The 23,082-nt window shown below is 71.7% G+C and carries 17 protein-coding genes; 11 read left to right on the top strand and 6 right to left on the bottom strand.

Annotated features, from left to right (window positions below; genetic code table 11):
• Positions 1-2: 2 nt before the first annotated feature.
• The 3 genes from dalD (at position 3) to xylB (ending at position 3,962) form a co-directional block, all read left to right on the top strand.
• Positions 3-1,391: a D-arabinitol 4-dehydrogenase gene (gene dalD, locus ABID77_RS08945; RefSeq protein ID WP_429594758.1), complete on the top strand. Its 1,389-nt coding sequence runs from the start codon at positions 3-5 to the stop codon at positions 1,389-1,391.
• A gap of 140 nt (positions 1,392-1,531) precedes the next feature.
• Positions 1,532-2,470, top strand: coding sequence for an AraC family transcriptional regulator (locus ABID77_RS08940; RefSeq protein WP_429593977.1), 939 nt, complete (start codon positions 1,532-1,534; stop codon positions 2,468-2,470).
• Between the two features lie 31 nt (positions 2,471-2,501).
• Positions 2,502-3,962, top strand: a complete 1,461-nt coding sequence (gene xylB, locus ABID77_RS08935; RefSeq protein WP_429593974.1) for a xylulokinase — start codon at positions 2,502-2,504, stop codon at positions 3,960-3,962.
• A gap of 64 nt (positions 3,963-4,026) precedes the next feature.
• On the opposite strand, the gene msrA is transcribed toward xylB, so the two are convergent.
• Positions 4,027-4,815, bottom strand: coding sequence for a peptide-methionine (S)-S-oxide reductase MsrA (msrA, locus tag ABID77_RS08930; RefSeq protein ID WP_429593971.1), 789 nt, complete (start codon positions 4,813-4,815; stop codon positions 4,027-4,029).
• Between the two features lie 194 nt (positions 4,816-5,009).
• On the opposite strand from msrA, the gene ABID77_RS08925 reads away from it, so the two are divergent.
• Positions 5,010-7,412: a glycosyltransferase gene (locus ABID77_RS08925; RefSeq protein ID WP_429593968.1), complete on the top strand. Its 2,403-nt coding sequence runs from the start codon at positions 5,010-5,012 to the stop codon at positions 7,410-7,412.
• A 43-nt stretch (positions 7,413-7,455) separates the two neighbouring features.
• A complete protein-coding gene (gene glf, locus ABID77_RS08920; protein ID WP_429593965.1) occupies positions 7,456-8,607 on the top strand; it encodes a UDP-galactopyranose mutase in 1,152 nt (383 codons plus the stop codon).
• Between the two features lie 169 nt (positions 8,608-8,776).
• Here the strand turns inward: glf and groL are convergent, their stop codons facing one another.
• On the bottom strand, positions 8,777-10,429 hold the full coding sequence (gene groL / locus ABID77_RS08915; protein WP_429593962.1) for a chaperonin GroEL: 1,653 nt from the start codon (positions 10,427-10,429) through the stop codon (positions 8,777-8,779).
• Between the two features lie 65 nt (positions 10,430-10,494).
• On the bottom strand, positions 10,495-10,785 hold the full coding sequence (locus tag ABID77_RS08910; protein ID WP_429593959.1) for a co-chaperone GroES: 291 nt from the start codon (positions 10,783-10,785) through the stop codon (positions 10,495-10,497).
• Between the two features lie 321 nt (positions 10,786-11,106).
• Here ABID77_RS08910 and ABID77_RS08905 point away from each other — a divergent pair, with 321 nt between their 5' ends.
• The 3 genes from ABID77_RS08905 to ABID77_RS08895 all read left to right on the top strand — a co-directional run bounded on the left by ABID77_RS08905 (position 11,107) and on the right by ABID77_RS08895 (position 17,129).
• Complete coding sequence (locus ABID77_RS08905; RefSeq protein WP_429593956.1) at positions 11,107-12,183, top strand: PA2169 family four-helix-bundle protein; 1,077 nt, start codon at positions 11,107-11,109, stop codon at positions 12,181-12,183.
• A 117-nt stretch (positions 12,184-12,300) separates the two neighbouring features.
• Positions 12,301-14,997: an excinuclease ABC subunit A gene (locus ABID77_RS08900; protein WP_429593953.1), complete on the top strand. Its 2,697-nt coding sequence runs from the start codon at positions 12,301-12,303 to the stop codon at positions 14,995-14,997.
• Positions 14,994-17,129 carry a TonB-dependent receptor family protein gene (locus ABID77_RS08895; protein ID WP_429593950.1) on the top strand — a complete coding sequence of 712 codons (2,136 nt, stop codon included), beginning with the start codon at positions 14,994-14,996 and terminating at the stop codon, positions 17,127-17,129. The genes ABID77_RS08900 and ABID77_RS08895 overlap by 4 nt, the downstream gene beginning before the upstream one ends.
• Before the next feature lie 66 nt (positions 17,130-17,195).
• Here ABID77_RS08895 and metK read toward each other — a convergent pair whose 3' ends face one another.
• Positions 17,196-18,377 carry a methionine adenosyltransferase gene (metK, locus tag ABID77_RS08890; RefSeq protein WP_429593947.1) on the bottom strand — a complete coding sequence of 394 codons (1,182 nt, stop codon included), beginning with the start codon at positions 18,375-18,377 and terminating at the stop codon, positions 17,196-17,198.
• Positions 18,378-18,636: 259 nt separating this feature from the next.
• Here metK and ABID77_RS08885 point away from each other — a divergent pair, with 259 nt between their 5' ends.
• Positions 18,637-19,530, top strand: coding sequence for a lysophospholipid acyltransferase family protein (locus ABID77_RS08885; protein ID WP_429593944.1), 894 nt, complete (start codon positions 18,637-18,639; stop codon positions 19,528-19,530).
• Positions 19,527-20,411 (top strand): lipid A biosynthesis acyltransferase, encoded by an 885-nt coding sequence (locus tag ABID77_RS08880; RefSeq protein WP_429593941.1) that lies wholly within the window; start codon positions 19,527-19,529, stop codon positions 20,409-20,411. The genes ABID77_RS08885 and ABID77_RS08880 overlap by 4 nt, the downstream gene beginning before the upstream one ends.
• Here the strand turns inward: ABID77_RS08880 and ABID77_RS08875 are convergent, their stop codons facing one another.
• Both ABID77_RS08875 and yihA read right to left on the bottom strand, forming a co-directional pair.
• A complete protein-coding gene (locus ABID77_RS08875) occupies positions 20,412-21,359 on the bottom strand; it encodes an alpha/beta fold hydrolase (protein ID WP_429593938.1) in 948 nt (315 codons plus the stop codon).
• A gap of 56 nt (positions 21,360-21,415) precedes the next feature.
• A complete protein-coding gene (yihA, locus tag ABID77_RS08870) occupies positions 21,416-22,192 on the bottom strand; it encodes a ribosome biogenesis GTP-binding protein YihA/YsxC (RefSeq protein WP_429593935.1) in 777 nt (258 codons plus the stop codon).
• A gap of 74 nt (positions 22,193-22,266) precedes the next feature.
• Between yihA and ABID77_RS08865 the strand changes: the two genes are divergently transcribed.
• Positions 22,267-22,944 carry a c-type cytochrome gene (locus ABID77_RS08865; protein ID WP_429593932.1) on the top strand — a complete coding sequence of 226 codons (678 nt, stop codon included), beginning with the start codon at positions 22,267-22,269 and terminating at the stop codon, positions 22,942-22,944.
• Positions 22,945-23,082 lie beyond the last annotated feature (138 nt).

The following is a 23,082-nucleotide window of genomic DNA, read 5'->3' as shown; positions in this document are numbered from 1 at the left end:
GCATCCTGCACCTGGGCCTGGGCTCCTTCCACCGCGCGCACCAGGCGGTGTACCTGCAGGCGCTGCACGACGCCGGCGACACGCGCTGGTCGCTCGCCGGCGCCAACATCCGGCCCGACATGGCCGAGGTGCTGGCCGCCCTGCGCGCCCAGGGCGGGCGCTACACGCTGGAGACGATCTCGCCGGCCGGCGAGGTGCGCTACCAGCGCATCGAGTCGATCCGCGAGGTGCTGCCGTACGAGGCCGACCTGGCCTCGGTGATCGCGCTGGGCGCCGACCCGGCCACGCGCATCGTCTCCTTCACCGTGACCGAGGCCGGCTACTACCTCGACGCCGACCATCGCCTGGACCTGGGCTTCGCCGACCTGGCCGCCGACATCGAGCGCGCCCGCCGCGGCGAGCCCGGCCAGACCGTCTACGGCGCGGTCTGCGCCATCCTGCGCGCGCGCCGCGACGCCGGCGCCGGCCCCGTGACGCTGCTCAACTGCGACAACCTGCGCCACAACGGCGAGCGCTTCCGCGGCGGCCTGCTGGAGTTCATCGAGCGCGCGGGCGATCCGGCCCTGCGCGACTGGGCGGCGGCGAACACCACCAGCCCCAACGCGATGGTCGACCGCATCACGCCGCGTCCGCCGCCGGAACTGCGCGAGCGCGTGCGCGCCGCCACCGGCTGGGACGACGCCGCGCCGATCACCGGCGAGCGTTTCATCCAGTGGGTGATCGAGGACGACTTCATCGCCGGCCGGCCGGCCTGGGAGACCGTCGGCGTGGAACTGGTCGAATCCGTCCAGCCCTACGAGGAAGCCAAGATCCGCCTGCTCAACGCCACCCACAGCTGCATCGCCTGGGCCGGCACGCTGGTCGGGCTGCAGTTCATCCACGAGGGCACGCACACCCCCGCCATCCGCGAGATGGCCTTCGATTACGTCACCGACGACGTCATCCCGGTGCTGGGCACGCCCGGCGCGCCCAGCCCGGTCGACCTGCCGGCCTACCGCGACGTGGTGCTCGACCGCTTCGGCAACCCGGCGATCCGCGACACCAACCAGCGCGTGGCGGCCGACGGCTTCTCCAAGATTCCCGGTTTCATCGCGCCGACGATCCGCGAGCGGCTGGCGCGCGGCGAGCCCATCGAGGCGGTGGCGATGCTGCCGGCGCTGTTCCTGGCCTTCCTGCGGCGCTGGCACCGGGGCGAGCTGCCCTATGCGTACCAGGACCAGGGCATGGACCCGGCCGTGGCGCACGCGATGTGCGAGGCGCCCGACCCGGTCGCCGCCTTCTGCGCCGACGCCGGCCTGTGGGGCGAGCTGGCCGGCGACGCCCGGCTGGTCGACGCCGTGCGGCGCGCCGGGACGCGGGTCGACGCCTTCGTGGCGGCGGCCGGGCGCTGAGCCCCGGGGAATCCGGACCATGGCGACGAAGCCCGGCCGCCCCGCGCGATCGACCATGGCGCCGACGGCCGGAGCCGATGGTGGTAGCGTCGTGCGCTGACCGTCCACCCCCTCCGTTCGAGCCCTCGAATCCGTCCGCCATGGCCACCGTCCGCACCCGCTCCACCCCCCGCCAGCGCCAGCCCGAGGTCGAGCACGACCTCGCGCGCTCGGCCGCGCTGGGTTACGAGACCTCCGGCGAGGCCGGCTGGATCCGCTGCCTGGCGCACGGCTTCCCGAGTCCGCTGTCGCGCTGGCACTGCCACGACGAGTACGAGCTGCACCTCATCACCGAGACCTCCGGCAAGGCCTTCGTCGGCGACTGGATCGGGCCGTTCCAGCCCGGCCACCTGGTGCTGTGCGGACCGCGGCTGCCGCACAACTGGATCTCGCTGGACATGCCCGAGGCCGGCGTGGTGGCGCGCGACCTGGTCATCCAGTTCCGCCACGAACCGGTGATGGAGGCCGCCACGCAGATCCCCGAACTCGCCAGCGTCACGCACCTGCTGGAGCGGGCGCGCCACGGCATCGAGTTCTTCGGCATCTCGGCGCAGGCCCGGGCGCACTGGACGCGCACCAAGGGCGCCCACGGCCTGCGGCGCCTGGCGGCGTTCTGCGAATTCATGGCCGACCTGGCCGAGTGCAACGACTACCGGCTGCTGTCGAGCGTGCAGATGAGGGGCGCCGAGGGCGATGCCGAGGGCGACCGCATCAACGCCATCGTCACCCGCATCACCGACCACGTCGCCGAGCCGATCGCGCTGGCCGACGTCGCCGCCGAGCTGGGTATGAGCGAGAGCCGCTTCAGCCGCTACTTCAAGCGCTCGACCGGCAACAACTTCACCGACTTCGTCAACCGGGTGCGCATCAACAACGCCTGCCACCTGCTGATGCAGACCGAGCATTTCGTCACCGACATCTGCTACCAGGTCGGCTTCAACAACGTCGCCAACTTCAACCGGCGCTTCCTGGAGGTCAAGGGCATGACGCCCAGCGAGTTCCGGCGCCAGGCCGACAGCCGCTTCGGCGGCGACCGCTGACCTCCCGCATCCCTCAAGGACCACCCCGCACATGTACCTCGGACTCGACCTGGGCACCTCCGAACTCAAGGCCCTGCTGCTGGCCGACGACCACCGCATCGTCGCGGTGGCGCGCGCGCCGCTCACGGTGAGCCGGCCGCGACCGCTGTGGTCGGAACAGGACCCGGCGCAGTGGTGGGAGGCGCTGGAGACGGTGATGGCGGCGCTGCGCGCGTCGCAGCCCGAAGCCCTCGCGGCGGTGCGCGCCATCGGCCTGTCGGGCCAGATGCACGGCGCCGTGCTGCTCGACGCCGATGACGCCGTGCTGCGCCCCGCGATCCTCTGGAACGACGGGCGCAGCGCCGCGCAGTGCGAGGCGCTCGCGGCGGCTGTGCCGCGCCTGGGCGAGATCGCCGGCAACCTGGCGATGCCGGGCTTCACGGCGCCCAAGCTGATGTGGGTGCGCGAGCACGAGCGCGAGCTGTTCGCGCGCACCCGGCGCGTGCTGCTGCCCAAGGACTGGCTGCGCCTGCGGCTCACCGGCGAGGCCGTCGGCGAGATGTCCGATGCCTCCGGCACGCTGTGGCTCGACGTCGGCCGGCGCGACTGGTCCGACGAACTGCTCGCCGCCACCGGCCTCGATCGCACCCACATGCCGCGCCTGGTCGAGGGCGACGCGGTGTCGGCGCGCCTGCTGCCGGCGCTGGCCGATCGCTGGGGCCTGCGCCCGGGCATCGCGGTGGCCGGCGGCGGCGGCGACAACGCGGCCAGCGCGGTCGGCATGGGGCTGATCGAGCCGGGGCAGGGCTTCGTCTCGCTGGGTACCTCGGGGGTGATCTTCGTCTCCGGCGCGCGTTTCGCGCCCCGGCCGGAGGCGGCCGTCCACGCCTTCTGCCACGCGTTGCCGGGCCGCTGGCACCAGATGTCGGTGATGCTGTCGGCCGCCAGCGCGGTGGGCTGGGCGGCGCGCTGCTTCGGCTTCGCCGACGAGCCGGCGCTGCTGGCGGCGGCGGCCACGGCGACGCCTGCCATGCGCGAACGCGCGCCGCTGTTCCTGCCCTACCTGGCCGGCGAGCGCTCGCCGCACAACGACGCCCGGGCGCAGGGCGTGCTCTTCGGCCTGACCCACGCGCACGGCCCGGCCGACGTCGCCTACGCCGTGGTCGAGGGCGTGAGCCTCGGCCTGCGCGACGGGCTCGACACGCTGGAGCGGCCGGCGGGCGAATTGTTCCTTGTCGGCGGTGGCGCGCGCAGCGCGTGGTGGGGACAGCTGCTGGCGGACGTCCTGGAGGTGCCGCTGGCCCTGGCCGAGGGCGGCGAGGCCGGCAGCGCGCTGGGCGCGGCGCGCCTGGCCTGGCTGGCCGACGGCGGCGACGCCGCGTCGGTCTGCCGCACGCCGCCGCTGCAGCGGCGCTTCGCACCCGACGCGGCCGAGGCACCCGCGCACCGGGCGCGGCACGCGCGCTTCAAGACGCTCTACGCGGCGTTGCGGCCGCACTTCGGCGGCGTGTAGGGATCGCGCGCAATGAGGCCGGCGCGGGGCGTCGTCCGCGCCCGCGCCGCCGTCGGCCGCCGCCTCAGAGACCCAGGCCGGGGGCGCCCTTGCCCGCCGGCGCGTTCACCAGCACCGGCTTCGCGCGCCAGACGGCCGGGAACACCCGTTGCAGGTTCTCCACCTTCGGCACGTCGTTGATCGCGATGTAGGGATGGTCGGGGTGGCGCGCCAGGAAGTCCTGGTGATAGGCCTCGGCCGGGTAGAAGGCCTTGCCCGTCTCGACGGTGGTGGCGATCGGGCGGCCGAAGACCTTGGCGGCGTCGAGCTGCGCGATGTAGGCCTTGGCCACGCGCTGCTGCTCGGCGTTCTCGGGGAACACGGTCGAGCGGTATTGCGTGCCGGTGTCGGGCCCCTGGCGGTTCAGTTCGGTCGGGTTGTGGGCGACCGAGAAATAGACCTGCAGCAGTTGGCCGTAGCTGACCTGCCGGGGGTCGTAGGTGATGCGCACCGCCTCGGCATGGCCGGTGTCGCCCAGGCCCACGGCCTCGTACTTGGCCGTCTTCTCGCTGCCGCCGGCATAGCCCGAGACGGCGCCGGTCACGCCCTTGACGTGCTGGAACACGGCCTGCACGCCCCAGAAGCAGCCGCCGGCGAACACCGCCGTCGCCGAGGCGCCGCCCGGGCCCGGCGTGGCCGCGGCCACGTCGACCGCCGGCGGCGGAATGACCACCGCCGCTTCCGCCGCGACGGAGGGCATCGCATGCCACACGGACGCGGCGGCCACCACGGCGCACAGGCCCAGCAGGGGGCGTCGACCCAGCACGGCCAGGCGGTGGGAGAGGGTGGAGGAAGGGCGGGTGGGGCTGGTCATGGCGATGCGCTTTCGGAATCTGGATATTTTCGAGCGGGCAACCTACGGCCGGCCGGCCGGGAGACTACAGGAACGAGGACTTTTGTAGTCGATGGTTCCCGTGCGGAGACTTCTTTTCGCGCCCGTCACGTTTCATGTATTCTTCCAACCTTCCTCTTCCCCATGTCGCACGCAGGGCCGATCCTCCCGGGCCCGTGAATGAACGGAACGCGGCATCGTCCGATGCGGCAGGCATCGACCCGCTCGCTCCCCTGTTCGAGAGCTTCTGGATCGGCGGCTTCGAGGGCGCCGACCACGTCAACGGCTTCGGTCAGCCGCTCGATCCGAACGCGCGCAACGGCCACGACGCACGACTGGACGAGGACTACGCGGCGCTGGCCGCGCGCGGCATCCGCACCGTGCGGGAGAGCGCGGGCTGGCGCCTGATCCACGAACGCGGCGACGCCGGCTGGCGCGCCATCGAGGCCCAGGCGCGCTGCGCCGCCGGCCACGGCATCCAGATCGTCTGGACCCTGATGCACTACGGCTGGCCGGCCGGGCTGGACCCGTTCGAGCGGCCGGACGAATTCGTCGACGCCTTCGCCGACCACTGCGCGCGCCTGGCCGCCCTGCTGGCCGGCGTCGACGGCCCGCGACCGGCCTACCAGCCGGTCAACGAGATCTCGTTCCTGGCCTGGGCCGCTTCCAGCACCGGGCTGATCCATCCGCACGTGCCCTCGGCGCCCGGCAACGGCGACCGCCTCAAGCGCGTGCTGGTGCGGGCGGTGCTGCGCGCGATCGACGCCGTCCGCGCGGTCGAGCCGGGCGCGCGCATCGTCCACACCGACCCGGTGATCCACATCGAGCCGCACCGGGGTGCCGGGCCGACGGACAGCGCCGCCGCGCTGCGATCGAGCGCCCACCAGTTCGAGGCCTGGGACATGATCGCCGGCCGCACGGCGCCCGAGCTCGGCGGCGCGCCGCACTATCTCGACGTGCTGGGCCTGAACTACTACCACGACAACCAGTGGGAGGACGGCACCGGCGCGCGCCTGCACTGGCACCTGGGCGATGCCCGGCGCCGTTCCTTCGCCGAACTGGCCGGGGGGCTGTGGCGGCGCTACGGCCGGCCGATGTGCATCTCGGAGACCGGCCACATCGGCCAGGGCCGCGATGCCTGGCTCGACCACATGGGCGCCGAGCTCTTCGAGTGCCGCGCCCGGGGCATTCCCATCGGCGGGCTGTGCCTGTACCCGGTGATCGACCGCCCGGACTGGCAGGACGCCGGCCACTGGCACCACAGCGGCCTGTGGGACGTGCCCGGCGCGGACGCCGGCGACTTCACCCGCCGGCTGTGCCGACCCTATGCCGATCGCCTGCGCCACTGGCAGCACGTGGTCGAGACCCTTTCCTCCCTTCCTCCTCTTCAACTTCACGGGCAAAGAACCACCATGACAAGCCTCGTCGTCTTCTCCCACCTGCGCTGGGATTTCGTCTACCAGCGTCCCCAGCAGTTGATGTCGCGCCTGGCCGCGCGCCATCCGGTCGTGTTCGTCGAGGAGCCCATGCCGGGCGCGGACCACGCCTGGCTGGAACGGCACAGTCCCTGCGCTGGCGTCACGGTGCTGCGCATGCACCTGCCGGGCCACGCGCACGGCTTCCACGACGAGCACATGGCCGGCCTGGGCGAGCTGCTCTCCGCCCACCTGCGCGACCAGGGCATCGACGACTACCTGCTGTGGTTCTACACGCCGCTGGCCTTCCCCCTGGCCGACGGCTTGGCGCCGCGTGGCATGGTCTACGACTGCATGGACGAGCTCGCCGCCTTCGACTTCGCGCCGCCGGCGCTGATCGAGCGCGAGAACGCCATGTTCGACGCCGTCGACCTGGTCTTCACCGGCGGGCGCAGCCTGTACGAGTCCAAGCGCCTGCGTCATCCGGACGTGCACTGCTTCCCGAGCAGCGTCGACCACGCGCACTTCGGCCGGCGCGACATGGCGGACCATCCCGACCAGCGCGCCATCGCGCATCCGCGCCTGGGCTACTACGGCGTCATCGACGAACGCCTGGACATGGGCCTGGTGGCCGCCGTGGCCGACGCGCATCCCGAATGGCAGGTGGTGATGGTCGGCCCGGTCGTGAAGATCGATCCGGCGGGTCTGCCGCAGCGCCCCAACATCCACTGGATGGGCCAGCGCCGCTACGACGAACTGCCCGCCTTCCTCGCCGGCTGGGACGTCTGCCTGATGCCCTTCGCGCTCAACGCGTCGACGCGCTTCATCAGCCCGACCAAGACGCTCGAGTACCTGGCCGCCGGCAAGCCGGTGGTCAGCACCCCGGTGCGCGACGTGGCGCAGCAGTACGCCGACGTGGTGCCGATCGCGGCGACGCCGGCCGAGTTCGTGACCGCCTGCGAAGGCATCCTGGCCTGGGACGACAGCGCGCGCCTGAGCTTCCGCGCCTCCGCCGCGCTGGTGGTGGCGGGCACCTCGTGGGACCGCACCGCCGCCGCCATGCAGGACCTGCTCGGCCGCTTCGACCCGAAGGCCGATCGCGCCACCACCGCCACCGCCGGCGTCGAGGAATCCGACACGGCGCTCGACGAGGCCCAGGCGTGAACCTGCGGCCTCGGCTTTCCTTCCCTTCTTCAGCGATCCACCCATGACCCACATCGCCATCGCCGGCGCCGGCTTCTCCGGTGCCGTGCTGGCCCAGGAACTGGCGCGTGCCGGCTGCCGCGTCGACGTCTTCGACACCCGGCCTCACGTCGCGGGCAACTGCCACACCGAGCGCGACGCCGCGACCGGCGTGATGCTGCACACCTACGGCCCGCACATCTTCCACACTAGCAACGAACGCGTCTGGGACTACGTCCGGCGCTTCGGCGAGTTCGTGCCCTTCGTCAATCGCGTCAAGGCCATCACCGGCGGGCGCGTGTTCTCGCTGCCGCTGAACCTGCTGACGATCAACCAGTTCTTCGGCAAGACCTTCTCGCCGACCGAGGCGGCGGCCTTCTTCGAGCGGATCGGCGAGCGCAGCATCGAGGCGCCCGCCAACTTCGAGGAGCAGGCCCTGTCGCTCATGGGCCGCGAACTCTACGAGGCCTTCTTCGAGGGCTACACCACCAAGCAGTGGGGCATGTCGCCCACCGCGCTGCCCGCGAGCATCCTCAAGCGCCTGCCGGTGCGTTTCAACTACGACGACAACTACTACGCCAGCCGCTGGCAGGGCATCCCGCGCGACGGCTACACGGCGATCGTCGAGAAGATGCTCGACCACCCGGGCATCCGGCTGCACCTGGGCACCCGCTTCGACCGCGAAGGCGCCGGCGACTACGACCACGTGTTCTACAGCGGTCCCATCGACGCCTGGTTCGGCCACACCGAGGGCCGCCTGGGCTATCGCACGCTGGACTTCGTGCGCGAGGACCACGAAGGCGACCACCAGGGCAACGCCGTCATCAACTACGGCGACGTCGCGGTCCCCTGGACCCGCATCTCCGAGCACAAGCACTTCGCGCCCTGGGAGTCGCACGAGAAGACGGTCGTGTTCAAGGAGTACAGCCGCTTCTGCGAGGAGGCCGACACCCCGTACTACCCGATCCGCATGGTGGCCGAGAAGACTCTGCTGTCGCGCTACGTCGAACGCGCCCGCACCGAGCCCAAGGTCACCTTCGTCGGCCGCCTGGGCACCTACCGCTACATCGACATGCACGTCACCATCGCCGAAGCCCTCGACACCGCCGAGCGCTTCCAGAAGGCCCAGGCCGACGGCACCCCCATGCCCGCCTTCGTCGTCGACCCCCTGGCCTGAGAACACCCGACAGCGACCACCCAAAGAAAAAGCCCTGCCAGCGCAAGCTGCAGGGCTTTTTCTGTTCGCGAGCACCGCGGGACTGGCTCCGCCAGACCGCAGGTGCTGCCCCCGGCAGGGGGTAGGCGCAGCGGACACGAAGTGCCGCGCAGCCTGGGGGCGAGCGAAATTACATCCCCATGCCGCCCATGCCACCCATGCCGCCCATGTCGGGCATGCCGCCGCCGGCGCCGGCTTCTTCCTTCGGTGCCTCGGCGACCATGGCTTCGGTCGTCAGCAGCAGGGAAGCGACCGATGCGGCGTTCTGCAGCGCGGTGCGGGTGACCTTCGTCGGGTCCAGGATGCCCAGCTCGAGCATGTCGCCGTAGCTGTCGTTGGCGGCGTTGAAGCCGTAGTTGCCCTTGCCGGCCAGGACCGCGTTCACCACCACCGAGGCTTCGCCGCCGGCGTTGTTGACGATCTCGCGCAGGGGCGCCTCGACGGCCTTCATCACCAGCTTGATGCCGGCGTCCTGGTCGGCGTTGTCGCCCTTGACCGAGTCGCCCACGGCCTGCTTGGCACGCAGCAGGGCCACGCCGCCACCGGCGACCACGCCTTCTTCCACCGCGGCGCGCGTGGCGTGCAGGGCGTCTTCGACGCGGGCCTTCTTTTCCTTCATCTCGACTTCGGTGGCGGCACCAACCTTGATGACGGCCACGCCGCCGGCCAGCTTGGCCACGCGTTCCTGCAGCTTCTCGCGGTCGTAGTCGCTCGAGGCTTCCTCGATCTGGACACGCACCTGCTTGACGCGGGCTTCGATGTCGTTGGCGGCGCCGGCGCCGTCGATGATGATCGTGTTTTCCTTGCCCACTTCGATGCGCTGCGCCGAGCCGAGGTCGGCCAGGGTGACCTTCTCCAGCGTCAGGCCGACTTCCTCGGCGATGACCTTGCCGCCCGTCAGGATGGCGATGTCTTCCAGCATGGCCTTGCGGCGGTCGCCGAAGCCCGGTGCCTTGACGGCCACGACCTTCAGGATGCCGCGGATCGTGTTCACGACCAGCGTCGCCAGGGCTTCGCCTTCGACTTCTTCCGCGATGATCAGCAGGGGACGGCCCGACTTCGCGACCTGTTCCAGCGTGGGCAGGAGGTCGCGGATGTTGCTGATCTTCTTGTCGTAGAGCAGCACGAAGGGGTTGTCCAGGATCGCCGACTGCTTTTCCGGGTTGTTGATGAAGTAGGGCGACAGGTAGCCGCGGTCGAACTGCATGCCTTCGACGACGTCGAGCTCGCTGTCCAGGCTCTTGCCGTCCTCGACAGTGATGACGCCTTCCTTGCCGACCTTGTCCATCGCGTCGGCGATGAGCTTGCCGATGGTCTCGTCGCTGTTGGCCGAGATGGAACCGACCTGGGCGATCTCCTTCGACGTGGTCGTCGGCTTGGAAGCCTTCTTCAGCTCCTCGACCAGGGCCGTGACGGCCTTGTCGATGCCGCGCTTGAGGTCCATCGGGTTGATGCCGGCGGCCACGTACTTGAAGCCTTCGCGCACGATGGCCTGGGCCAGCACGGTCGCGGTGGTGGTGCCGTCACCGGCGTTGTCGGAGGTCTTGGAGGCCACTTCCTTCACGAGCTGGGCGCCCATGTTCTGCAGCTTGTCCTTGAGCTCGATCTCCTTGGCCACGGACACGCCGTCCTTGGTCACGGTGGGGGCGCCGAACGAACGCTCGAGCACCACGTTGCGGCCCTTGGGGCCCAGGGTCACCTTGACGGCATTGGCCAGGATGTTCACACCCTCGACCATGCGTGCGCGGGCTTCGCCGCCGAAAACGACGTCTTTTGCTGCCATGTTGATTCTCCGGATTCAGTAATTGGGGGGTAGGAAAGGAAAGCGCTGGAGAAGGAGCCGGTGGCTCACTTCTCGACGACCGCGAACAGGTCGTCTTCCTTCATCACGAGCAGTTCGTCGCCGCCGACCTTGACGGTCTGGCCGCTGTACTTGCCGAACAGGACGCGGTCGCCGACCTTGACGGTCAGGGCCGAGAGTTCGCCCTTGTCGTTGCGCTTGCCCGGGCCGACGGCCAGGACTTCGCCCTGATCGGGCTTCTCGGCGGCGGCGTCGGGGATGACGATGCCGGAGGCGGTCTTGGTTTCGCTGTCAACACGCTTGACGATCACGCGATCGGCCAAAGGACGAAGGTTCATAGCATCTCCTGGATGTGCAATGGATGTGGATTTGTGGGTCCCGGGCGCGTGGCCCGAGACACTGTCGCCTGAAAGCAGCGTTGTTAGCACTCTGCTTCGGTGAGTGCCAATGATAAGGGCATTCATCGCGATTTCAAGGCCGCGACCGCGACGGCGAGCAGGCGAACCCCTACACGCGTCGTCTGGGGCAGATGACTCGCATCGGCCTCGCGGAGTCCAAGGATGATTTTTCGACGGCGGTTTCCATCGCTCGCTCCCAAGGCGCAGCGGCATCCGGAAGCACCGCCTTTCCTGTTGCACCTTCCCTGTCAGGAGACACTCATGGCCACTCAGAACGATCTCTCGCGCGGTACTACCGCCGGCAATGCCGACGACCTGAACCGCGATCCGATCACCGGCGCACCCGGCGCCCATCCCGTGGGCACGGGCGTCGGCGCCACCGGCGGCGCACTGGCCGGCGCGGCGGCGGGCTCGCTCGCCGGTCCGGTCGGCACCGTGGTCGGCCTGGTGGCCGGCGCGGTCGTCGGCGGACTGGGTGGCAAGGCCATCGCCGAGAACGTCAACCCGACGGCCGAGGACGCCTACTGGCGCGAGAGCTACAACCGCGAGACCTATGTGCAGCCGGGCAGCAGCTACGACGACTACGGTCCGGCCTACGAGATGGGCTGGTCGACCCGCGCCTCGCGCGCCGACACCTTCGACGCCGTCGAGCCCTCGCTGGCCGACGAGTGGTCGACCCGCCGCGGCGCCTCGGGCCTCGACTGGGAGCAGGCCCGTCCCGCCACGCGCGCCGCCTGGGAGCGCGCCGACCGCACCTACTTCAGCGGCACCGACCCCACCACCACCGGCACGCTCGGCGCGGGTGCGGGCGCGGCGCTGGGCGCGGCCACGACGACGGCCTTCGGTGCCGGCGACAACTACGAGGCCGCCGTCGCGGGCGAGTCGTTGGCCAACGACGAGGTGGTCGACGTCCTCAACGACCTGATCGAGAACTCGCGCGACGGCGCCGAGGGCTTCAAGGCCAGCGCCGAGCAGGTCGAGACCGCCCGCCTGAAGCAGCTCTTCAGCGAGCGTGCCACCGCCTGCGCCTCGGCCGCGGCCGAACTCGTGCCGCTGGTCACGCAGTACGGCGGCACGCCCGCCGATGGCGGTACCGTCGGCGGTGCGCTGCATCGCGGCTGGGTCAAGGTCAAGGGCGCGGTCGGCGCCGACAGCGAGGTGTCGATCCTGGAGGAGGTCGAGCGCGGCGAGGACGCCTCGCTGGCGCGCTACCGCAAGGCACTGAAGAACCAGCTGCCGGCCGACGTGCGCGCCGTGGTGCAGAAGCAGGCCGACGGCGCCCAGCGCAACCACGATGAGATCAAGGCCCTGCGCGACGCAGCCCGCGCCCGGGGCTGACCGGCGCCGCGCCGGATTCCCGCCAGCGCGCCCGCGAGCCGCTGGACGGGGAGCCGATGCATTGGCATCCATTGCCGCCGAGCCGCCTCCGGGCGGCTTTTTCCATTCCATGCCGCCATGAAAAAAAGAAGCTCCCCGGAATCCGGTCCTTCCGCCACCACCACCGCCATCGCCGCCGCGCCCACGGGCTTCGTCCGGGTGCGCGGCGCGCGCGAGCACAACCTGAAGGACGTCGACGTCGACATCCCGCGCGACGCGCTGGTGGTGTTCACCGGCGTGTCGGGTTCGGGCAAGTCCTCGCTCGCCTTCGGCACGCTGTACGCCGAGGCGCAGCGGCGCTACTTCGAATCGGTCGCGCCCTATGCGCGGCGGCTGATCGACCAGGTCGGCGTGCCGGCGGTGGATTCGATCGACGGCCTGCCGCCGGCCGTGGCGCTGCAGCAGCAGCGCGGCACGCCCGGCGCGCGCTCGTCGGTCGGCAGCCTGACGACGCTGTCGAGCTTGCTGCGCCTGCTGTACTCGCGCGCCGGGCGCTATCCGGACGGGCAGCCGATGCTCTACGCCGAGGACTTCTCGCCCAACACGCCGCAGGGCGCCTGCCCAGTCTGTCACGGCCTGGGCCACGTCTACGAGGTGACCGAGCGCTCGATGGTGCCGGACGACTCGCTGACCATCCGCGAGCGCGCCGTCGCCGCCTGGCCCTCGGCCTGGCAGGGACAGAACCTGCGCGACATCCTAGTCACGCTCGGCCACGACGTCGACCGACCCTGGCGCGAGCTGCCGAGGAAGACGCGCGACTGGATCCTGTTCACCGACGAGCAGCCCACCGTGCCGGTCTACGCCGGCCACACGCCCGCCGAAGTCCGGACCGCGCTGCGCGCCAAGGCGGAGCCGAGCTATCAGGGCACCTTCATCGGCGCGCGCAAGTACGTCCGGCACACCTTCGCCACCACCCAGAGCGCGCTGATGAAGAAGCGCGTGGCGCGCTACATGACCGGCAGCGTCTGTCCGGAATGCGGCGGCGGGCGGCTCAAGCGCGAGGCGCTGGGCGTGACCTTCGCCGGCCTGGACATCGCCGCGCTGTCGCGGCTGCCGCTGGAGGACATGGCGCGGGTGCTCGGCCCGGCGGCGGCGGGCGAGACACCGACGGAGGCGTCCACCGTTCCGCTCGACCGCACGCACGCCCGCCGCGACACCGCGCGCCGCGTGGCGGCCGGCGGTGCCGCGCACGCGGCCGCGCCCGACGTGCGGCGCACCTCGCACCTGTCGGAGGAGAAGCGCATCGCCGCGCAACGCATCGCGCAGGAGGTGCTCGCGCGCGTCGACACGCTGCGCGCGCTGGGCCTGGGCTACCTGTCGCTCGATCGCGCCACGCCCACGCTGTCGCCGGGCGAACTGCAGCGGCTGCGATTGGCGACGCAGATCCGCTCGAACCTCTTCGGCGTCGTCTACGTGCTCGACGAGCCCTCGGCCGGCCTGCATCCGGCCGACGCCGAGGCCCTGCTCGACGCCCTGGCGCAATTGAAGCGCGCGGGCAATTCGCTGTTCGTCGTCGAGCACGACCTGGCGGTGATGCGCACCGCCGACTGGCTCGTCGACGTCGGCCCCGGCGCGGGCGAGCGGGGCGGGGAGGTGCTCTACAGCGGCCCGCCCGCCGGCCTGCGCGAGGTCGACGCCTCGCTCACGGCGCGCTACCTGTTCGACGAGCGGGCGCCGGCCGCGCGCGCGCCGCGCGAGCCCGCCGGCTGGCTGCGGCTCGAAGGCGTCGCGCGCAACAACCTCGACGGCGTGGACGCCGCCTTCCCGCTGGGCGTGCTGACGACGGTGACGGGCGTGTCGGGCTCGGGCAAGTCGAGCCTGGTGAGCCAGGCGCTGGTCGAGCTGGTGGCGGCGCACCTGGGCCAGGAGGCACCGCTGGCCGACGACGACGACGGCGCCGCCGAGGGCGACGCGCCGGCCGTGCCGGCGACCGCCACGGCCGGGCGCATCGCCGGCGGCGCCGAGGGCATCCGGCGGCTGGTGCGCGTCGACCAGAAGCCGATCGGCCGCACGCCGCGCTCCAACCTCGCGACCTACACCGGCCTGTTCGACGCCGTGCGCAAGCGCTTCGCCGCCACGCCCGAGGCGCAGGCGCGGGGCTTCGACGCCGGGCGCTTCTCGTTCAACGTCGAGAAGGGGCGCTGCCCGACCTGCGAGGGCGAGGGCTTCGTCAGCGTCGAGCTGCTGTTCATGCCCAGCGTCTACGCGCCGTGCCCGGCCTGCCACGGCGCGCGCTACAACGCCGCCACGCTGGCGGTCCGCTGGCGCGGCCGGGACATCGCCGAGGTGCTGCGCATGACGGTGGACGAGGCCGGCGACTTCTTCGCCGACGAGCCGGCCGTGCAGCGCCCGCTCGCGCTGCTGCGGGCCATCGGCCTGGGCTACCTGCGGCTGGGCCAGCCGGCGACGGAACTCTCGGGCGGCGAGGCGCAGCGCATCAAGCTCGCCACCGAGCTGCAGCGCGCGCAGCGCGGCGACACCCTCTACGTGCTCGACGAGCCGACCACCGGCCTGCATCCGTCCGACGTCGACCGGCTGATGGCGCAGTTCGACCGCCTGATCGAGGCCGGCAACACGGTCGTGGTGGTCGAGCACGAGATGCGTGTGGTGGCTGCGAGCGACTGGGTGATCGACGTCGGGCCGGGCGCGGGCGGGGCGGGCGGGCGCATCGTGGCGGCCGGCCCGCCGCGCGAGGTCGCCCGCGCGCGCGGGAGCCGGACGGCGCGCCATCTGGCAGCGGCGCTGGGGGAGGCGCCCGCAGAATCCGGCGGATGAAGAAATTCGCCGCGGTCGTCACCGCCTTGCTCTCCGTCTCCGCGCTCCACGCGCAGTCCGGTGCCGCCGTCGGCGCCACCACCGACCCCCTTCCCGCCGCGAACGCCGCCGATGGCGTGCCCACGCTCGGCGCCGTCACCGTCTCGACGCCGCGCGGCGTCGTCTCGTCCTTCGACGTGCCGGGCTCCATCGACCTCGTCGACCGCCAGCAACTGCGCGACGGCCGGCTGCAGGTCAACCTGTCGGAAAGCCTGGGCGTCGTGCCCGGCCTGCAGGTGCAGAACCGACAGAACTACGCGCAGGACCTGCAGATCTCCATCCGCGGCTTCGGCGCGCGTTCCACCTTCGGCCTGCGCGGCGTGCGGCTCTACATCGACGGCATCCCGGCCACGCTGCCCGACGGCCAGGGCCAGAGTTCGAACATCGACATCGGCACGGCCGACCGCGTGGAGGTGCTGCGCGGACCGTTCTCGGCGCTCTATGGCAATTCATCCGGCGGCGTGATCCAGGTCTTCACGCAGGACGGCGAGGCGCCGCCGCGCGTCGGCTTCTCGGTGGCCGGCGGCAGCGACGGCACCTCGCGCGTGGGCGCCACGGCCAGCGGACAGAGCGGCCGCGTCGACTACGTGCTGGGCGCGAGCCGCTTCCGCACCGACGGCTGGCGCGACCACAGCGCCGCCACGCGCGACATCGCCAACGGCAAGCTGGGCATCGCGCTGGACGACGGCGCGAAGCTCACGCTGGTGGCCAACAGCGTGCGCATCGACGCGCAGGACCCGCTGGGCCTGACGCAGGCGCAGCTGGCGGGCGACCGCCGCGGCGCCGCGCTGGCGACGCAGTACGACACGCGCAAGACGGTCGACCAGACGCAGCTGGGGCTGCGCTACGAGAAGCGCGTCGACGCGGCCAACGACCTGCGCCTGATGCTCTACGGCGGCGAGCGCCGCACCACGCAGTTCCAGGCCATCCCGCCCTCGGCCCAGGCCAATCCGTTGAGCGCGGGCGGCGTGATCGACCTGGAGCGGCGCTATGCCGGCTTCGACGCCCGCTGGACCACGCGCACGCAGCTGGCCGGCCGGCCCTTCGAGATCGCCGCCGGCCTGGCCTACGACACGCTCGACGAGACCCGGCGCGGCTACGAGAACTACCTCGGCACGGCCGCCGCGCCGCGCCGGCTGGGTTCGCAGGGCGCCCTGCGGCGCGACGAGCGCAACACGGTGTCCAACGTCGATCCCTACGTGCAGACGCGCTGGGACTTCGCCGAGCGCTGGAGCCTGGAGGCCGGCCTGCGCCGCAGCACCGTGCGCTTCGACTCGCAGGACCGCTACGTGCGCGGGATCAACCGCGACGACAGCGGCGACGCGCGCTATGCCCGCACGCTGCCCGCCGGCGCGTTGCGCTACGCGGTGAACCGCGACCTCAACGTGTACGTCTCGGCCGGCCGCGGCTTCGAGACGCCGACGCTCAACGAGCTTTCCTACCGTCCCGACGGCACCGGCGGGCTGAACTTCGCCCTCCAGCCGTCGGTCAACCGCAGCGTCGAGGCCGGCGCCAAGGCGCGCGTCGCCGGCGGGCTGCTGACCGGCGCGGTGTTCCGGACCCGCACCGACGACGAAATCGTCACCGCCACCAACGTCGGCGGCCGCGCGACCTTCCGCAACGCCGGCCGCACGCGGCGCGAGGGCGCCGAGCTCGGCTGGTTGCACGAGACCGCCGGCCACTGGCGCACCCAGGTCGCCGCGACGTGGCTCGACGCGCGCTACGACGACGCCTTCAACGCCGTGCCGGCCGGCAGCCGGATTCCCGGCATCGCCAAGCAGGCGCTGTTCGTCGCCTACGGCTACGCGCCGCCCGAGGGCTGGCGCGCCGGCGCCGAGCTGCGCGCGCTCGGCCGCATCGCCGCGAACGACGCCAACACCGCCAACGCGCCGGGCTACGCGGTCGCGGCGGTGCAGGCGGGGTACGTGAAACGCATCGCGCGCTGGGAACTGAACGCCTTCGCCCGCATCGACAACCTGTTCGCGCGCGACATCGTCGGCTCGGTGATCGTCAACGAAGGCAACGCCCGCTTCTACGAACCCGCGCCGGGGCGGACCTGGACGGTGGGAGCGGGGGCGGCGTACCGGTTCTGAGCGGACGTGAAAAAGCCGGGCGAACCCGGCTTTTCCGCATTCGGCCCCGCGTGGGCCTCATGGGCCTCAGAGCCCGGCGGCGGCGCGCAGCGCGGCGGCCTGGCCGGTCGACTCCCAGGTGAACTCGGGCTCCTCGCGGCCGAAGTGACCGTAGGCGGCGGTCTTGCGGTAGATCGGGCGCAGCAGGTCGAGCATCTGGATGATGCCCTTGGGGCGCAGGTCGAAATGCTCGCGCACCAGCGCGGCGATGCGGTCGTCGGGGATCAGGCCGGTGCCTTCGGTGTAGACCGTGATGTTCATCGGCTGGGCCACGCCGATCGCGTAGGCGACCTGGATCTGGCACTGGCGCGCGATGCCGGCGGCGACGATGTTCTTGGCCACGTAGCGCGCGGCGTAGGCGGCCGAGCGGTCCACCTTGCTCGGGTCCTTGCCCGAGAACGCGCCGCCGCCGTGCGGGCAGGCGCCGCCGTAGGTGTCGACGATGATCTTGCGCCCGGTCAGGCCGCAGTCGCCCTGCGGGCCGCCGATGACGAAGCGGCCGGTCGGGTTGATCAGGTAGCGGGTCTCCTGCAGCCATTCCTTGGGCAGCACCGGCTTGATGATCTCCTCGATCACCGCCTCGACGAAGCTGGCCTTCATCTTCGTCGGGCTCTCGCTCTGGTCGGGGTGGTGCTGGGTCGACAGCACCACGGTGTCGATGCTGTGCGGCTTGCCGTCGACGTAGCGCATCGTGACCTGGCTCTTGGCGTCCGGGCGCAGGAAGGGCAGGCGGCCGTCCTTGCGCAGCTGCGCCTGGCGCTCGACCAGGCGGTGCGCGTAGTAGATCGGCGCGGGCATCAGCTCGGGGGTCTCGTCGCAGGCGTAGCCGAACATCAGGCCCTGGTCGCCGGCGCCGGTGTTGAGGTGATCGTCGCTGGCGTGGTCGACGCCTTGCGCGATGTCGTTGGACTGCTTGTCGTAGCAGACCATCACCGCGCAGCCCTTGTGGTCGATGCCGTAGTCGGTGTTGTCGTAGCCGATGCGCTTGATGGTGTCGCGCGCGACCTGGATGTAGTCGACGTGCGCGTTGGTGGTGATCTCGCCGGCGAGCACCACGAGGCCGGTGTTGGTCAGCGTCTCGGCGGCGACGCGGGACAGCGGGTCCTGTTCGAAGATCGCGTCGAGGATCGCGTCGGAGATCTGGTCGGCGACCTTGTCGGGGTGGCCTTCGGAGACGGATTCGGAAGTGAAGAGAAAGTCGTTCGCCATGGGATGGGGCTCCAATCGGGTGGGTCGGCGCGTTGCCGACGGCGATGAAGCCTGGCGAACGCTTTAGCAGAAGGGCGTCTTCGGCCCGGGCACAATCGCGCGGCGCTTGTGCGTGTCGCCCTGCAAGTAGTTCCATAACTCAGCGACAATTTGGATTCTATTCGAGCCGTGCAGGGTGTCCTGTCAAGGGTCTTTGCCGCGCGTCACCCACCGTTCCGTCGTTCTCTCCGCGTCCGTCCTCTTCGCTCCGTTCCGTCCGATGCTCGTCGCCCTGTTCCGCCTGCTCGCCCGCGTGCCGCTGCCCGTCATGCAGCGCCTGGGCATCGCCTTCGGCTGGCTGGTGTGGTGGACCTCGCCGCGCTACCGGCAGCGCTTCGTCGCCAACGCGGAAGCCGCCGGCTTCACGCCCGCGCAGTACCGGCCGGCCATCGGCGCGGCCGGCGCCATGGCGGCCGAGCTGCCCTGGCTGTGGGCGCGTCCGCGCGGCGAGAGCGTGCTGCCGCGCGTGGTGCGCTGGGAGGGCATCGAGGCCTTCGAGGCGGCATTGGCCGAAGGGCGCGGCGTGATCATCGTCACGCCGCACCTGGGCAGCTGGGAGATGTACGGGCAGGCCCTGGCCGAACGCCTGGTCGGCACGTACGGACCGCTCACGGCATTGTTCCGCCCGCCACGCAAGGCCTGGATGGCGCGGCTCATGGCGGGCTCGCGCGAGCGCGCCGGCCTGCAGACGGTGCCCACCAGCGTCAAGGGCGTGCGCAGCCTGATGCGCGCACTGCGCGCGGGCGGCTACACCGGCATCCTGCCCGACCAGGTGCCGCCGTTCGGCCAGGGCGTGTGGGCGCCGTTCTTCGGCCGGCCGGCCTACACCATGACCCTGCTGCCGCGCCTGGCGCAGCAGACCGGCGCGCGCGTGTTCCTCGGCGTGTGCGAGCGGCTGCCGCGCGGCGCGGGCTACGTGATCCGCTGCGAGCCCTTCGACGGCACCGCGATGAGCGACCCCGAGGCCACGCCCGAGGCCGCCGCCGCCGCCATGAACGAGGGCATCGAGCGCCTGATCCGCCGCCTGCCGCAGCAGTACGTCTGGGACTACGCCCGCCACAAGCAGCCCAAGGGCGAAGCGCCCATGGACGACGCGACGAAAGCCGCCGCATGAGCCTGTCCTCGTCCCTGGGCATCGCCTTCATGCGCGCGCTGGCGCACCTGCCGCTGCCGGCGGTGCGCGGCTTCGGCGCCGTGCTCGGCCGCGTGCTGTACGTGGTCGCGCGGCCGCGCCGCCGCGTGGTCGACATCAACCTCGCGCTGTGCTTCCCGGAGAAATCAGACACCGAGCGCCGGCGCATCGCGCGCGAGACCTTCGTCTTCGTCGCCCAGTCCTGGCTCGACCGCAGCTGGCTGTGGCACGCGCCCGAGCGGGTGGTGGCGAAGCGGCTGCGGGTGGTCGGCGCGGCGGCCGAGATCGAGGAGATCGCGCACGGCAGCGCGCCGATGATCCTGTTCGCGCCGCACTTCTACGGCCTCGACGCCGCGGCCACCGCGCTCACGATGCACACGGCGCGGCCCTCGACCACCATCTACACGACCCAGCGCGACCCGCAGGTCGACGCCTGGATCCGCGAGGGCCGCCAGCGCTTCGGCAACGTCGAGACGCTCAACCGCGTCGACGGCATCAAGCCGATCCTCTCGGGCCTGCGTAAGGGCGGCCTGCTCTACCTGCTGCCCGACATGGACTTCGGCCGCGACCAGACGGTGTTCGTGCCGTTCTACGGCGTGCAGGCCTCCACCGTGCCGTCGCTCTCTCGCTTCGCGCGGCTGGGCCGGGCCAAGGTCGTGCCGGTGGTGGCGCGGCTGGTGGCCGACGGCTACGAGATCGAGGTGCTGTCGGCCTGGAGGGACTTCCCGAGCGACGACGTGATGGCCGACACCGCCCTCATGAACACGCGATTGCAGGGCTACATCGACGCCATGCCGTCGCAGTACTACTGGGTGCACCGCCGCTTCAAGACGCGGCCCGAGGGCGAGCCGCCGGTCTACTGATCACCCGGCCGCCGTGGGCGCGGGCGGCGGCCGGCGGCCGAGGAAGTCGCCGATCTCCCGCGCGACGCGCGCCGGCTGCTCGTGGACGATCCAGTGCGTGGCGTCGGGCACCCGCACGACCTCGAGCCGCGGCACGTAATCCTCCAGACCGTCGAGCAGCCCGGGCAGCAGCGCCGTGTCGCCGAGCGCCCAGATCACCAGCGTCGGCACGTCGACCGTGAGCCGCTCGCGCGGGATCTCCGGCAGCGCGGGCGCGGTGCCCGGCGCCGCATCGGCCGGCGGCGGCTTGAGCGGCGTCACGCGGTAGAGGTTGCAGCCACCGGTCAGTCCGGCGTCCCAGACCTCGCGGTACCGGGCGCGCACGTCGTCGGTGAGCCAGCCGGGGACGCCGGCGCCGGCGCCCGTCGCCGTGAAGAAGCCCCACATCCGCCGGTAGTCGTCCTCCGCCAGCAGCGCCTCGGCATCGGGCCGCGCGAGGAAGTGCATGTAGGCGCTGGCGGCGCGCTGCGCCGGGTTGTCGCGCAGCTCGCGCGCGAAGGTGCCGGCGTGCGGCGAGTTGAGGACGACCAGGTGCCCGAGCCGGTGCGGGAACGCGTTGGCGAAGCCCCAGGCGAAGGCACCGCCCCAGTCGTGCGCGACCAGCACGGCGACGTGGCCGTCGGCGCGCTCGGTGTCGACCAGCGCCTCGATGTCGCGCACCAGCAGGTTGGCCTTGTAGGCCGCCACGTCGGCCGGCGCGCTCGACGGCCCGAAGCCGCGCAGGTTCGGCGCCACGCAGCGGTAGCCGCCGTGCTCGGGCCGCGCGAAGTGCGCCATCAGTTCGTCCCAGACGAAGGCGCCCTCGGGAAAGCCGTGCAGGAACAGCATCAGCGGCCGGCCAGGGGTGCCGGCGGCGCGGCAGCCCAGCGTGACGCCGCCGGGCAGGGTGCGTTGGAAGGTGTCGATCATGCGGGGTCTCCTGGAGTTCGAGGGTCGAATCCGGGGCGACCGCCGCGATCGCGGCGTCAGTGCCCGGGCCGGGTGGCGGGCGGGTCGGCGGCCTCGTCGGCCGCGGGGATCTCGGGCGTCGTCGCGGGTGCGGCGCCGGCGGCCGGGGCGTCGGCCTCGGGATGCGCCCAGCGCCACAGCAGCTCGGCCGCCTCGTCGACGCCGTGCCGCTTGAGCGCCGAGAACAGTTTGACCTCGCCGCCACCGGCCTGCAGTCGCGCGATCGACAGCGCCTTGGCGCCCTCGGAACGCGTGAGCTTGTCGGACTTGGTCAGCAGCACCAGGAACTTCAGGCCGGCTTCCACGCGCGGGCGGATGACGTCGAGCAGGATGTCGTCGAGCTCGGTCAGGCCGTGGCGCGGGTCGCACATCAGCACCACGCCGCGCAGGTTCTCGCGCGTCATGAGGTAGTTGCCCATCACGCGCTGCCAGCGCAGCTTGGCCTCGCGCGGCACGGCCGCGTAGCCGTAGCCGGGCAGGTCGGCGAGCACGGCGTCGTCGATCTTCTGCTTGCCCAGGCCGAACAGGTTGATGTGCTGCGTGCGCCCGGGCGTCTTGGAGGCGAAGGCCAGGCGCGTCTGCTGCGTGAGGGTGTTGATGGCGGTGGACTTGCCGGCGTTGGAGCGGCCGACGAAGGCGATCTCGGGCAGGTCGAAGGCCGGCAGGTGTTCCAGCTGCGGGGCGCTGGTGAGGAAGTGGGCGGTGTGCATCCAGCCCAGCGCGGCGCGGATCCGGTCGGGGGCGGGCGCCGCACGGGGCGTCGCGGGGGCCGGTGAGGGCGCGGGGGAGGTCATCGGGGAGGCTTTCGGAACGGGGGGCCATTGTAGAATCGCGGGGTTTTGCGCCCATAAATCCAAGCCCCGCCGCCATGAAGTCGTTTGCCCATCTTCTGCTCGCAGCCCTCTTGGGTGTCGCCTCCAGTGCCGGTTCCGCCCAGACGTCCGAGGCCCCGGCGCCGGCCGCGGCGGGGACGCCCGCGAAGCCGGCCAAACCCGATCCGGCCAGGGGCGACACGATCTTCAACGCGGCGCCGGCCAACAGCCAGAGCTGCGCGTCCTGCCACAACGCCGACGGCAACTCGGCCGTCGCGGCCAATCCCAAGCTGGCGCAGCAGCACCCCGAGTACATCGTCAAGCAGCTGCAGGAGTTCAAGTCCGGCAAGCGCAAGAGCGCGATCATGAAACCCTACGCCTCGGCGCTGTCCGATCAGGACATGCGCGACATCGCGTGGTTCGTCGGCGCCAAGCCCGTGAAGACCGGCTTCGCCAAGGAGAAGGACCTGGTCGCCCTGGGCGAGAAGATCTATCGCGGCGGCATCGGCGAGCGCCAGATCGCCGCCTGCGCCGGCTGCCACAGCCCCAACGGCGCCGGCATCCCGGCCCAGTACCCGCGCCTGGGCGGCCAGCATGCCGACTACACCACCGCCCAGCTGGTGGCCTTCCGCGACGGAGTGCGCACCAACAGCCCGCAGATGACCGGCGTGGCGGCCAAGCTCAACGACCGCGAGATCAAGGCCGTCTCCGACTACATCGCCGGTCTCCGCTGACTCCACCCCCAGTCTTCGCGCACTGCGTGTCGCTTCGCCAACCCCCTTGCAGGGGGCAGCACCGGCGGCCCGGCGGAGCCGGTTCCGCGGTGCTTTGCGAACTTGCGGTCAAGTTGACGAACCAACTGCCGATAATCA

Origin of the sequence: Variovorax sp. PvP013 (genome assembly GCF_050435945.1) — a bacterium.
Lineage (GTDB): Bacteria > Pseudomonadota > Gammaproteobacteria > Burkholderiales > Burkholderiaceae_C > Variovorax.
The sequence above is the reverse complement of the archived record's forward strand: the minus strand, read 5'-3'. Positions and strand labels throughout refer to the sequence as shown.